Origin of the sequence: Pseudomonas sp. LS44, assembly GCF_024730785.1 — a bacterium.
GTDB lineage: Bacteria > Pseudomonadota > Gammaproteobacteria > Pseudomonadales > Pseudomonadaceae > Aquipseudomonas.
On sequence record NZ_CP102830.1, the window covers coordinates 3010545 to 3023631 of the forward strand.

The 13087-nt window shown below is 57.1% G+C and carries 14 protein-coding genes and 1 pseudogene; 9 read left to right on the forward strand and 6 right to left on the reverse strand.

What is annotated here, in order from left to right; translation table 11 throughout:
• Positions 1-40 precede the first annotated feature (40 nt).
• The gene (gene aspS, locus NVV93_RS13410) at positions 41-1816 is read right to left on the reverse strand and encodes an aspartate--tRNA ligase (RefSeq protein ID WP_258251135.1); all 1776 of its coding nucleotides are present in this window, start codon (positions 1814-1816) and stop codon (positions 41-43) included.
• A 41-nt stretch (positions 1817-1857) separates the two neighbouring features.
• Positions 1858-2079 carry a zinc ribbon domain-containing protein gene (locus NVV93_RS13415; RefSeq protein ID WP_258251136.1) on the reverse strand — a complete coding sequence of 74 codons (222 nt, stop codon included), beginning with the start codon at positions 2077-2079 and terminating at the stop codon, positions 1858-1860.
• A gap of 248 nt (positions 2080-2327) precedes the next feature.
• Between NVV93_RS13415 and NVV93_RS13420 the strand changes: the two genes are divergently transcribed.
• The 4 genes and pseudogenes from NVV93_RS13420 (at position 2328) to NVV93_RS13430 (ending at position 4742) form a co-directional block, all read left to right on the forward strand.
• Positions 2328-2798: a Dps family protein gene (locus NVV93_RS13420; protein WP_258251137.1), complete on the forward strand. Its 471-nt coding sequence runs from the start codon at positions 2328-2330 to the stop codon at positions 2796-2798.
• Between the two features lie 105 nt (positions 2799-2903).
• Entirely contained in the window at positions 2904-3971 is a 1068-nt protein-coding gene (locus tag NVV93_RS13425; protein WP_258251138.1) for a GGDEF domain-containing protein, read from the forward strand.
• A gap of 168 nt (positions 3972-4139) precedes the next feature.
• A pseudogene (locus NVV93_RS20095) lies at positions 4140-4412 on the forward strand (cold shock domain-containing protein membrane protein); the annotation flags it as partial.
• Between the two features lie 90 nt (positions 4413-4502).
• On the forward strand, positions 4503-4742 hold the full coding sequence (locus NVV93_RS13430; RefSeq protein WP_258254369.1) for a cold shock domain-containing protein: 240 nt from the start codon (positions 4503-4505) through the stop codon (positions 4740-4742).
• A 58-nt stretch (positions 4743-4800) separates the two neighbouring features.
• On the opposite strand, the gene NVV93_RS13435 is transcribed toward NVV93_RS13430, so the two are convergent.
• Both NVV93_RS13435 and NVV93_RS13440 read right to left on the reverse strand, forming a co-directional pair.
• Positions 4801-5007: a SlyX family protein gene (locus NVV93_RS13435; protein ID WP_258251139.1), complete on the reverse strand. Its 207-nt coding sequence runs from the start codon at positions 5005-5007 to the stop codon at positions 4801-4803.
• A gap of 4 nt (positions 5008-5011) precedes the next feature.
• A complete protein-coding gene (locus NVV93_RS13440; protein ID WP_258251140.1) occupies positions 5012-5437 on the reverse strand; it encodes an HIT domain-containing protein in 426 nt (141 codons plus the stop codon).
• Between the two features lie 636 nt (positions 5438-6073).
• Here NVV93_RS13440 and NVV93_RS13445 point away from each other — a divergent pair.
• The 4 genes from NVV93_RS13445 (at position 6074) to NVV93_RS13460 (ending at position 10828) form a co-directional block, all read left to right on the forward strand.
• The gene (locus tag NVV93_RS13445; protein ID WP_258251141.1) at positions 6074-7309 is read left to right on the forward strand and encodes an OprD family porin; all 1236 of its coding nucleotides are present in this window, start codon (positions 6074-6076) and stop codon (positions 7307-7309) included.
• A gap of 237 nt (positions 7310-7546) precedes the next feature.
• Positions 7547-9262 (forward strand): proline--tRNA ligase, encoded by a 1716-nt coding sequence (locus tag NVV93_RS13450; RefSeq protein ID WP_258251142.1) that lies wholly within the window; start codon positions 7547-7549, stop codon positions 9260-9262.
• Between the two features lie 25 nt (positions 9263-9287).
• Positions 9288-10244 carry a hypothetical protein gene (locus NVV93_RS13455; RefSeq protein ID WP_258251143.1) on the forward strand — a complete coding sequence of 319 codons (957 nt, stop codon included), beginning with the start codon at positions 9288-9290 and terminating at the stop codon, positions 10242-10244.
• An 8-nt stretch (positions 10245-10252) separates the two neighbouring features.
• A complete protein-coding gene (locus NVV93_RS13460) occupies positions 10253-10828 on the forward strand; it encodes a lytic transglycosylase domain-containing protein (protein ID WP_258251144.1) in 576 nt (191 codons plus the stop codon).
• 3 nt (positions 10829-10831) lie between these two features.
• Here the strand turns inward: NVV93_RS13460 and NVV93_RS13465 are convergent, their stop codons facing one another.
• Positions 10832-11107: an acylphosphatase gene (locus NVV93_RS13465; protein ID WP_258251145.1), complete on the reverse strand. Its 276-nt coding sequence runs from the start codon at positions 11105-11107 to the stop codon at positions 10832-10834.
• Between the two features lie 15 nt (positions 11108-11122).
• Complete coding sequence (locus NVV93_RS13470; protein WP_258251146.1) at positions 11123-11605, reverse strand: TlpA disulfide reductase family protein; 483 nt, start codon at positions 11603-11605, stop codon at positions 11123-11125.
• Between the two features lie 30 nt (positions 11606-11635).
• Here NVV93_RS13470 and NVV93_RS13475 point away from each other — a divergent pair, with 30 nt between their 5' ends.
• The gene (locus NVV93_RS13475; RefSeq protein ID WP_258251147.1) at positions 11636-13045 is read left to right on the forward strand and encodes a PilZ domain-containing protein; all 1410 of its coding nucleotides are present in this window, start codon (positions 11636-11638) and stop codon (positions 13043-13045) included.
• Positions 13046-13087: the final 42 nt, after the last annotated feature.

The following is a 13087-nucleotide window of genomic DNA, read 5'->3' on the forward strand; positions in this document are numbered from 1 at the left end:
ATAACGAAGAAGCCTGGAAATCCAGGCTTCTTTTACCGGCTTACTCGGCCTTGGCCTGTTCGCGCAGGCGGATGTGCAGCTCACGCAGCGCCTTGGCGTCGACCTGGCCCGGCGCCTGGGTCATCACGCATGCCGCGCTCTGGGTTTTCGGGAAGGCGATCACTTCGCGAATCGACTGCGCACCAGTCATCAACATCACCAGGCGATCAAGGCCAAAGGCCAGACCGCCGTGCGGTGGCGCACCGAACTTCAGCGCATCGAGCAGGAAGCCGAACTTCTCTTCCTGTTCCGCTTCCTGAATGCCCAGCAGGCGGAACACGGCCTGCTGCATTTCCTTGCGATGAATACGGATCGAACCACCACCCAACTCAGTGCCGTTCAGCACCATGTCATAGGCACGCGACAAAGCAGTGGCCGGGTTGGCTTCCAGTTCTTCCGGCGAACATTTCGGCGCGGTGAACGGGTGATGCAGCGCGGTAAAGCTGCCGTCATCGTTCTCCTCGAACATTGGGAAATCGACGACCCACATCGGTGCCCATTCGCAGGTAAGCAGATTGAGATCGTGACCCAGCTTGATACGCAGCGCACCCAAGGCTTCGCTGACGATCTTGGCCTTGTCGGCACCGAAGAACACGATGTCGCCATCGACCGCGCCGACGCGATCAAGGATCACATTGAGATTGGCCTCGGGAATGTTCTTGACGATCGGCGACTGCAAGCCTTCGACACCCTTGGCGCGCTCATTGACCTTGATATAAGCCAGACCCTTGGCACCATAGATGCCGACAAATTTGGTGTACTCGTCGATACGGCTGCGCGGCATGCTCGCACCGCCCGGAACGCGCAATGCGGCGATCCGCGATTTCGGATCATTGGCCGGACCGCTGAAGACTTTGAAGTCGACTTCTTTGAGCTGGTCGGCGACGTCCACCAACTCCAGCGGAATGCGCAGGTCCGGCTTGTCCGAACCGTAGCGGCGCATGGCTTCGGCGAAGGTCATGTGCGGGAATTCGCCGAATTCCAGATTCAGCACTTCCTTGAACAGCTGACGGATCATCTTCTCGGTGATAGCGATGATCTCGCTCTCGTCGAGGAAGCTGGTCTCGATATCGATCTGGGTGAATTCCGGCTGGCGGTCAGCACGCAGGTCTTCGTCGCGGAAGCATTTGGCGATCTGGTAGTAGCGGTCGAAGCCGGCCACCATCAGCAACTGTTTGAACAGCTGCGGCGACTGCGGCAGGGCGAAGAAGCTGCCGGCATGGGTGCGACTCGGCACCAAGTAGTCACGCGCGCCTTCCGGGGTGGCGCGAGTGAGAATCGGCGTTTCCACATCGAGGAAGCCGTTCTCGTCGAGGTAACGACGGATGCTCGAGGTGATGCGCGAGCGCAGCTTCATCTTGTCGGCCATTTCCGGGCGACGCAGGTCGATGAAGCGGTAGCGCAAACGGGTTTCTTCGCCGACATCGCTGTATTCGTTGAGCGGAAACGGCGGGGTTTCGGCCTCGTTGAGCACTTCCAGCTCGTGCCCGAGCACTTCAATGGCACCGGAGACCATGTTCGGGTTGACCGCACCAGCGGGACGCAGACGCACCTTGCCGGTCACCTTGACTACATATTCGCTGCGTACGCGGTCGGCCGCAGCAAACGTCTCGGCGCGATCCGGATCGAAGACAACCTGAGCCAGACCTTCGCGATCACGCAAATCGAGGAAGATCACACCACCATGGTCGCGACGGCGGTGGACCCACGCACAGAGGGTAACTACCTGACCGTCCAGGCTTTCGTTCAATTGGCCGCAATAATGGCTGCGCATCATGATAGGGGTTCGCTTCTCGTAATCGATATTCGGTGTGCTGGTTACTCGGCGCTATCGCCGCCAGCCAGGTTCTTTTTCGTGCCGGTCTTGAAGTCGGTCTCATACCAGCCGCCACCCTTGAGGCGGAAACCAGGCATGGACAGTTGCTTCTTCAACTCAGGCGCGTGGCAGGCCGGACAATCGACCAACGCGGCATCGCTGAATTTTTGAATGGCTTCCAACTGATGACTGCAGGAAGCGCACTGATAATCGTAAATTGGCATTCGCTTGACTCGGAAAACTGAGACCGCGCCGCGAGCCCGCGTCTCGCGGCAAGGGGCGGGATTATATATGGTTAATTCCTCTGCGTGCAGCCGCATGAGACGGCCCCCTTGCCAACAAAACCAGGTCGAAAAAACCACAGCTATCGACCATCGGTTTTTTTGACACAAGCCAAGAGTGGACTCGAAATACCCGTGGTAGGCTGACTTATCAGAGCGAATTCACCAGTTCCACGAAGAGGAAAAGCGGCATGGAAATTAATATCGGCATCGCTGAGCAGGATCGTGCAGCCATCGCGGAAGGCTTGTCTCGCCTACTTGCAGATACCTATACGCTGTATTTGAAGACGCACAACTTCCACTGGAATGTCACTGGACCGATGTTCAACACCCTGCATCTGATGTTCGAAGGCCAGTACACCGAACTCGCCTTGGCTGTCGACTCGATTGCCGAGCGCATTCGCGCCCTTGGCTTCGCGGCGCCCGGCACTTACGCCGCCTACGCACGCCTTTCCTCGATCAAAGAAGAGGAAAACGTGCCGAGCGCCGAGGAGATGATTCGCTTGTTGATTCAAGGCCAGGAAGCTGTGGTGCGCACCGCCAGAGGCATTTTTGCACTTGTGGACAAAGTCAGCGATGAACCGACTGCCGACTTGCTGACTCAGCGTATGCAAGTGCATGAGAAAACCGCCTGGATGCTTCGCAGCCTGCTGGCGGCATAATCTCTTTCAACACAAAGGCCCGGCTAGACCGGGCCTTTTGCTAGGCATGTCACCGCCCCCTGCTCTATGCTCTGCCGAATTGGAACCTCGACCACCGTGATGTGAATGACGCAACAATCCAAAGCTTCGAACGTCCTCGCACTCTATCCTGAGGAAACCCGTGAGGCCGCCGCCCTGCTCAAGCAAGCAGTGCCTCTCATGGTGCGCCATGACATTCCACCTAACCCCGTGCATTACGCGCTTTGGTACACCTATAGCCAAGGACTCCAACCTGAACTCAACCGGCGGCTAGACAAAGCGGTTACGGATTTCGAGAGTTTCCCACCGGCAACTGCCGAGCGATTGTTCCGCGACTTCATCATTCGTGGCGAGCTGGAAGAAGCCCGCGCCGGCCAAGTCCAGGCGATCGAACTGGTTGATGACATTGAAGGCCAAGTCTCCCACAGCCTGATCAACAGCCAGGCCTACCAAACCAGCCTGGATAGTGGCTTAGCCGCCCTGAACGAACCGGCTATCGATGACCTGCCGAATGTCTTGAACGAATTGCAGCAAAGCACTCAGCTCATGCAGCAACAGCAGGAGCAGTTCCTCTATCACCTGCGCTCGGCTCAGGACGAAATCCAGCATCTACGCAACCAGCTGGAGCGCGCTCACCTGGCCGCAACCCTCGACAGCCTGACGCAGATATTCAACCGCCACGCATTCACTCGCCTACTCGAACAAACGCTGGCGGCTGGCCATCAAGGCGTAGCGCTGATCATTCTCGATATCGATCATTTCAAGCAGTTTAACGACCAATACGGCCACCCTTTGGGCGATCGCGTATTGCAGCATGTCGGCCAACTGCTTCGCGATCTGTTACCACCCCGCGCCATGGCCGCCCGCTACGGCGGTGAAGAATTCTGCGTCATTCTGCGGGATATTGATGAAGACGCCGCAGCACGGGCTTTTGCCGAACAGCTACGACTGAAAATCCAAGCACTGCGGATCAAAGTTCGCCGTACCGATCAGATCCTGGACAGCATTACCGCCAGTTTCGGCGTGGCCATGGCCGAAGTCGGTGACAATCTGGAAAGCCTGTTAACCCGCGCCGACGATGCGCTCTATCAGGCCAAACGCAACGGTCGCAACCAAGTCTTCCTATCTGCCCGCCAAGACACCCTAAGCGCTTGATTTGAGTAGCCATACGCTTTGCGGTTAAATACCCCGCGTGCGACCACAACCTTCAAGGGCGTGGCGCAAGGGGCTGACTGGCTAACACTTAACGCGCCCACCATGTTCAGGGACACAGCCGTCAACTCCGCTCTTCCGTGATACTTCTATCAAGTGAGTTCATTACCCATGTTAAAGATCGTCCACCTACTAACGGGCGCCATCGCCTTGCTGTTGTCGTTTATTCCGAGTCTTCATCCCGAAGCACTGCCGTACCTGCAGCAACCGGAGGCGCTGTACCTTGCGCTGTTTGGCATGCTGAACCTGCTGCTCGCCCCCCTGCTACCTATCTGGCATGTTGGCGTGCGCAATCAGATGCAGGGATTGGTTTCTGTCCTGCTGGTGTCCGCAGTTGCTCTGCAAACCCTTATTTTGCTGGCCCCGCTACCCATCATCGGCGATCAACCGGCCGTTCTGCTGAGCCTACTGACGGTGCTCGCCGCCGTACTGGTGCATCTAGCCACCAACCTGCGCATTCAACGCCGCAATGCCATGCCCAGCAAGGAGCAAGGCAACCGTGAAACCGGCACAGTCAAATGGTTCAACACCTCAAAAGGCTTTGGCTTTATTTCCCGCGATTCAGGCGATGATATCTTCGTCCACTTTCGTGCTATTCGCGGTGAAGGCCACCGCGTCCTGATCGAAGGTCAACGAGTGGAGTTTTCCGTCATGCAACGCGACAAGGGCCTACAGGCGGAAGACGTGATAGCAGCGCTGCCACAACGACGCTAACGCGCAAGCAAAAAAGCCCGCCAATCGGCGGGCTTTTTTATTGCTCATTTTTAGCAGTTCAATAATGCGGCGGCGGCACATCATCGTCGGCAAGGTCAAAGCGCCCCTGCAAATCATCCTGGCGCTTCGCGAGCGCAGCCACTTGTTGCCGCAGCCGTTCCAACGTCTGCTGCTGAGTAACCAGCACATCGTTAAGCGTCTGAATTGTATCGTCCTGGAACGCCAGACGGCTTTCCAGCTCGTTAATACGTTCGTCAGTGTTCACGCCCTTAATCCTCGATAAAGCTGAAGTCTGCACTCAGAACCAACTGCAATTTGGTACGAATGGCAGCGACCTGCTCCGCCGTATACGGCTGTGGCGCATGCTTGCCCCAGACCGGAGCCGGCCAAGCAGCATCCTCACGACGACGCACGATGATATGCATATGCAACTGACTGACGACATTGCCGAGGGTGGCGACATTCATCTTGTCCGCCGCAAAAATATCCTTGAGCGCCTCAGCCAGGGTCGTAGTTTCTCGCCACAACTGAAGCCGATCGGCCTCGTCAAGCTGAAACAACTCAGCCACCTCAGGCCGACGTGGAACCAGAATGAACCATGGGTACCGGGCTTCATTCATTAAAAGCAGGCGACATAGGGGATAGTCGCCGATCAGCAGGGTGTCCTGCTGAAGGCGTGAGTCCAAGGCGAACATCTGAAACCTCCGGTTCGACCAAAAAATTACGAAATGAAGATATCGATTCGACCGCAGCCTAGGATACCTTGCCTCTCTTCCCGGATTCACCAAAATGGACGACGCACCAAAACGGAGCTAGCTTATTTTTCGAGCATCCAAGGCGTGCACACCCATCGCATCCTGGTGATCCCCACAACCCCGGCAGGGAGAGAAAAGAGCCGGGAGTAAATGGCGTCATATGGAAGAAGTCGCGCAGAAATCGAGGCCTTGTGGATTTTTTTCGTAACCCGGAGAATTTGTGCACGGTTGTTGCTTATGTCGATTCAGACTCAGCCGAAAGACCTGTGACGAACTGCTAGCAATAGATAATGCAAGTATTTGTTGAAACTTATAGCGAACCGTCTTGACTAGTCCTAAGTCTCGGAATTCTGAGGCCTTAAAGGCCAAATTCAAGAGAAGAGAAAAAGCTATAAATTTGCGACATACAGCTTTCGCTTTTGCGACAACGAGTTAGGTATTTTGCAGGGAATTTTGAGCAACTATCGCCATTAAAGTTCGCGTGCTATACGTTATCGCGGACACAAAAAGAAAGAGCCGCCCAGACAAAAATTATGATGGGTAGCGTTACTCTTCCAAACCAAAGGAGCAATCACGATGCAAGTAATGAAGTGGAGCCTAATCGCTCTGGCTGTATCAGCCGGAAGCACACAGTTGGCCAACGCCAGCGCCCAATCCGACTCCAAAGGCTTTGTCGATGATGCCAGCGCTACCTTGCTGCTGCGCAATACCTATTGGAACCGTGATTGGAATCATGGGCGAGATGACGTGAAGACTTGGGGCCAAGGCTTCATCGGCACTTTCGAATCCGGCTTTACCCAAGGCACAGTAGGCTTCGGCGTTGATACTTTCGGCCTCCTCGGCCTGCGTCTGGATGGCGGCCAGGGCGACATGTTCGAAACCGACTCCGATGGCGATTTCCGCGACGACCTGTCCCAAGCCGGCGCAGCCGTAAAAGTGCGCCTGTCGAACACCGTTATCAAATACGGTGACCAGATGCCGAACCTCCCGGTTCTGGCCTATGACGACTCCCGCCTGCTCCCGCAATCCTTTACTGGCACCATGATCACCAGCAGCGAAATCGAAGGGCTGGAACTGAACGCCGGCCACTTCACCGCAGAAAGCGCGATGGCTTCGCCGAATCACGACGAAGGCAGCATTGGCCCGCTGAAAAGCATCGATGTTGCGGGTGGCAGCTACCAATTCAATGACAGCCTCAGCGCTGCTCTGTACTTTTCCGATATCGATGATGTCGCCACCAAGCGTTACGGCAACATCAACTACACCATCCCCTTCTCCGACGATCAGGCACTGAACTTCGACTTCAATATCTATAAAACTGAATACGACAAAGATTTCCTTGCCACTCCCAGCGACGAAGACAATACGATCTGGAGTCTGGCCGGTAAGTACAGCACCGGGGCACACGCCTTTATTCTGGCTTACCAGCAGAACAGTGGTGACCAAGGCTACCAGTACGACATCGGCGATGGCGGCAGTGCGATCTTCCTGGCTAACTCCTACTTCTCTGACTTTAACAACAAGGACGAGAAGTCCTACCAAGCCAGCTATGAACTCGACTTCGCCACCTACGGCGCTCCCGGCCTGAGCTGGAAGACTGCCTACGTCTATGGCACGGACATCGATGTTGGCGCAGGCAGCGACGTGAATGAGCGCGAGTTCTTCAATCAGGTCAAATACGTTGTCCAGAACGGCCCGGTCAAAGATCTCTCGCTGAAGGCACGCAACTCCATCTACCGCACCAACCAACTCCTCAACGACGACCTGAACGAATGGCGCCTATTCATCGAGTACCCGCTGGAAATTCTGTAATTTCCACGGCACTTCGATAACGCACCAAAAAAGCCCGGCAGGATATTCTGCCGGGCTTTCTTTTGGGCGCCCAAACACTCAGAACCGCCAACAAACCGCGTATTTATCGGCGACCCGCAACTCCCGAACGACTCTCTAGACCCCGCCAAAACCGCTCTACGCGCCTGTACGCATCCCTACCGCCACCGTACAATGCCGGCCTGCTTCTTCCTTTCGCAACCGACACAGCGGCCAACCATGCGCACCAGTCAGTACCTGCTCTCGACCTTGAAAGAAACTCCCTCCGACGCAGTGGTCATCAGCCACCAGTTGATGCTGCGCGCGGGCATGATCCGCAAGCTGGCATCGGGCCTATACACCTGGCTGCCGATGGGCCTGCGCGTGTTGCGCAAAGTCGAAGCGATCGTGCGCGAAGAAATGAATGCGGCTGGGGCTCTAGAAGTACTAATGCCCGGCATCCAGCCAGCCGAGCTCTGGCAGGAATCCGGCCGCTGGGAACAGTACGGCCCTGAACTGCTGCGAATCAAAGACCGTCATGATCGTGAGTTCTGCGCTGGCCCGACACACGAAGAGGTCATCACCGACCTCGCTCGCAACGAGCTGAGCAGCTACAAGCAGTTGCCGCTGAATCTGTACCAGATCCAAACCAAGTTTCGTGACGAGATCCGCCCGCGTTTCGGCCTCATGCGCGGTCGTGAATTCATCATGAAAGATGCTTACTCCTTTCACCTGGATCAAGCCTCGCTGCAGCAAACCTACGACCGCATGCATCAGGCCTACAGCAATATCTTCACGCGTCTTGGCCTGAACTTCCGTCCGGTTCAAGCCGATACCGGTTCGATTGGCGGCACTGGTTCCCATGAATTCCACGTATTGGCCGCCTCCGGCGAAGACGATATCGCCTTCAGCGACAGCTCCGACTACGCCGCCAACATCGAGAAAGCCGAAGCGCTGCCACGGGAAACCTCGCGCGCTGCCGCCGCCGAAGCGCTGCGCCTGGTTGATACGCCAAACGTCAAAACCATCGCCGAGTTGGTAGAGGGTTTTGGTCTGCCGATCGAAAAAACCATCAAGACCCTGATCGTGCATGGCGTGGAAGCCGGCACCTTGGTCGCCTTGATTCTGCGAGGCGATCATGAGCTGAACGAGATCAAAGCCGCCAATCTGGCTCAAGTCGCCAGCCCATTGGAGTTCGCGACCGACGCCGAAATTCGCGCGGCAGTTGGCGCCGGGCCAGGCTCTCTCGGCCCGCTGAATCTGCCAATGCCCTGCGTCATCGACCGCTCGGTCGCCCTGATGAGCGACTTTGCCATTGGCGCCAACATCGACGACAAGCACTACCTGGGTGTCAACTGGGAGCGCGATCTGCCGCTGCCGGAAAGCGCCGACCTGCGCAACGTGGTCGCCGGCGACCCGAGCCCGGATGGCCAGGGCAGCCTGGAAATCAAGCGCGGCATCGAAGTCGGGCATATTTTCCAGCTCGGTACCAAATACAGCGAAGCGATGAACTGCACCGTTATGGGCGAGAACGGCAAACCCGCCGTCCTCACCATGGGTTGCTATGGCATTGGCGTATCACGCGTGGTCGCTGCCGCCATCGAACAGAATCACGACGAGCGCGGGATTATCTGGAACGACACCCTCGCGCCTTACCAGATTGCCCTGGTTCCGCTGCGTTATGAAAACGAAGACGTGCGCAGCGCCACCGACAAGCTGTACGCCGAACTGACGGCTGCCGGCTTTGAGGTACTGCTTGATGACCGCGACAAGAAAACCAGCCCGGGCATCAAGTTCGCGGATATGGAACTGATCGGCATCCCGCATCGCATCGTGATCAGTGACCGCGGCCTCGCCGAAGGCAATCTGGAGTACAAACACCGCAGGAAGACCGACGCGCAGGCGATTCCAGTCACCGAGGTGTTGTCCTTTATCCAGGCCCGTATCTGCCGCTGATTTCAATCTTTTGCCAAGAGCCGTCATGTTCCCACGAAGCACTCTTCATCTGGCTGGCGCCGCTTTTTGTGGCGTCTTCTTTCTCAGCGGTTGCGCCAATCATCTGCCGCAACGCAGCGAGCATGAAGAGCGCGTCGAACGGAAACTGCTTAACCACAGCTTACAGATCGAGACGGGCGAACCGCGCGTGCTGGAGCTTCCCCAGCGCCGCGTGCGGATCAACGAACAGAAGACTTTTGAAGTCACCGAGTTTGAAGTTACCCGTCGCTATGACCGCTATACGCCCTATCAACCATGGCGCGAAGCCTATGAAATACCGTTGGGTGCACTGGCAGTGGTCGCCGGTGTGGGTGCCAACGTACTCAACGTAGTGATGCTCGGCAGTCTGCCTGACACCGCCACCAAGGACTGGATCAGCTACGGTTTCGCAGGCCTCAATCCATTCATGAATGTGCAATCCAATGGCCGTTCACAGCAGAATCTCGCCAGCATCGACGAGAAAAAGCTCGATCAACGAATGGAATACTCCAGCCTGCCATGGGCCGAACGTCCCGTACTGGTCAAGGCCGGTAGCGAAACTCACGAACTGACGAGCGATCGCAGCGGCATCCTGCGGCTTAACCTGCTTGATGGCCCCTTCGCCGAACAAGATGTCAGCCGAGTGGGTAAGTTGCTGCTAAGCGTCGAAGACCCGCAAGACAAGGCGCGTGCCGATGCAACCCTGTTGGTCAGCCGCACGCTGCGCGGCAAACTGCTGGAAGCCCATGCACTAATTTTTGATGACCTGGAAGATGACGAGGTCCCGCAGTGGGTGCACCGGGTCAAACGCTTGTCCGAACTCGGCCTGGAAGAAGAAGCCAGCGAGCTGGAACAGAGCCTGATCGAACTCACCCGCAATGACCCGGAGCTGCAGCAGGAGTTTCTCCAATCGCTGCTGAAAAACGCTGGCCGGCTGGCGGCCGATCCGGGCAACAGCAACTGAGCACGAGGATGGCGACGCAAATTCGCTTCGCCATATGGGGCCTCTTGCTGTTGAGCGCAGCAGTTGACGCCAATCTGCGCCAGGCGCCTGAGCCGGAACTGCGCAGCCTTTTGCAACGCACAGTCGATGAAGCCGACAGCTTTCAGGATCGTTTCGAGGCGGAAGTCTGGCTGCTGGATATGTCCACTCGCCTCACCCGCTATATTCCCGACAGCCAGGAACGCCTGACATTCCTGCGCCTTGTCCATCGGGAATCGCGCAAAGCTGGACTGCGACCTGACCTGGTCATCGCCCTGATTCACGCCGAAAGCCATTTCGACCGCTTCGCCATCTCGTCGGTAGGCGCACAAGGCATGATGCAGGTAATGCCGTTCTGGAAGGCTGAACTCGGACGCGCGCAAGACAACCTGACCGACAACGCCACCAATCTGCGCTACGGCTGCACCATCCTCAGTTACTACCTGAAGAAAGAAAACGGTAACCTCGGCCGCGCCCTCGCCCGTTATAACGGCAGTCTTGGCCGCAATGAATATCCCGCCAAGGTGATCGGCCTTTGGCAAGACTTCTGGTACGTCAAACCTTGACCATTATCGGCGCATCACAAACCCGGTGACGCCTTGCAGCGCTTGAGGTTCCAGCTCCAGCCCGGTGACCTTGGCTCGCTCGGGACCTTTCTCCAACCAAGCAGCCAGCTCATTCACCGCGTCTTCTTCGCCTTCGAACAGCACCTCTACGGCACCATCTGGCAGATTGCGCACCCAGCCATCGAGATTCAGACGCTCGGCCTGCTCCTCAGTATGCTGACGAAAGCCGACACCTTGGACATGCCCGCGGACATAACCATGCATGCAGATACGTGCCATACAATCCTCTCGCAATTACTTTCCGGCCTGCAGTTCGGCTAGACGTTTACTCAACCCAGCTGCGCTCTGCTCACCAAGTAGACGCTCACGAACCTTACCTTGCGGATCGACTATATAGGTCACCGGCAGCACCTCACTGCGCGGCAGATTAAAACGCGGCGCGGGGTCCTCGGCGAGTACCGTGAAGCGAATCCCCAAAGCCTCCGAGCTTTTGGCCAACTCATCATCCTGCAGCGCATCGAAGTTAACCCCGAATACCTCGGCGGACTGGTTTTTGAGCTGCTCGGCGAGTTGATTCAACTGCGGTATTTCAGTGCGGCAGGGCCCGCACCATTCGGCCCAGTAATTAATCACTAACCACTGGTCTTCCAGACGCTCAACCGCTACCTTTCGTCCATGCTGATCGACACCCGCGTCCTCGGCACAACCGGCCAGCAGAAGCCCGGCGATCAAACCCATGATTAACTTTCCAATCGCTCTCTGGAGCCGCACATCCATACTGTCGATCCTCAAATATGCAGGGTTGATATGACGATGGACGCCTTGCGCCTGGAAGTTCCCGAGCTCCGCGAAGAGTCCGCGGAACCGCTCGCCGATCTTCAAGAGCAATTCGCCAGTGCCCGCTTACAACCACGTGAGCATGGACTGCAGCTGATTCTGGGTCTGCTGTTTCGCTTGAATCGAAGTGTCATGACCTTACTCGAAAGGCAGCGCATCCTGCAAAGCTTCAGCGAGGAGTTCCGGTACTACGCCCAACCCTATGCGGAAGAGCTCGCTCCTCCAGCGCTGTTCGTACGCTTGTGTGCGGAATTAGCCGTTGGCTTCAAGCGCTTGCTGCTGCAGATACTGCAAGGTCGCCACCCTTCTCGTCCGCACCTCGCCTGGTGTCTGTATATGGCGCAGCATTTTCTCGCCCAGACCTTGCTGCGCAACTACCAGCTGTATCAGGAACCCGCGCCCAACCTGTGGCGCGATAGTCATCTGCTGTATTGGATCGGCGAAAACCAGGACTGCCTGGACGAGCCGGTTGCCGCGGCCTTTCTACCGCGCCCCGCCAACACTTTGCGCGGTCTTTATCAGCAGATGCTACTGGTCGCCATGAGCAACCCGTTCCATTTGACTGAAGGTGAAGGCCCTGTCCTGTTTAGCGCCCTGGCGCCGCTGGCCGAACTGGCGCGCCTGGAACGCTGGGATGAAGACGGTGAAAATGAAGGACCAACGGTGGATCTCACTGCAGCCCAGCCTTGCCTGCTATTCGAGCAAACTCCGGATATCGACACTCAATACCTGCGGCGTTTCGAACTCGGCGCCCTGCTGGTTGCGCTACACGAGCCGGCACCTTTGCAGAGCGGTAAAGAGCGCAAGGTTCTCGAGCGCGTACATCAACATTGGCTGGGACGCCAGCAACGGCGTCATCTGCGTACCGATCAACAAGGCGATTGCCAATTGATCCTAGGCTTGGCCGCCATTCATGCCCAGTTGCTTGAACAACGCCCCAACCAGAGTCCTGCGCAGATACTCGACTCCAGTCCCGGTGGCGCACGCCTGCTCTGCAATGTCGATTTGGGTGCGCGATTGCCGATTGGCCAATTGTTGCTCTTACTGAGCTCCACCGGCACACCAACGCTGGCGGTGATCCGCTGGCGCCATATCAACCTCGAGGGGCTACACCTCGGCATCCGCTATCTCAAAGGCTTGCCGCGGCCGGTCTGGTTGCGGCGTGCACCCAGCGCCCAAACACATCCCGGCGTCCTGCAGAGCACTCCGGTACCAGGCAATGCCTGGCACCACGGGCTCTGGCTACCGAACGGACAATTCGTCGAAGGCGAGAATCTTTGGCTGCAACTGGCCAGCGTGACCAATCAGGCCATCGTCCCGCTGCCCCGTGCCAACCTGACGACGCCCTTGGTAGCGCGTTATCCGCTGAAACTGGCGTAACACCAACTGCGAGACAGGTCACGCCGACCAGCGGCCAAGCTC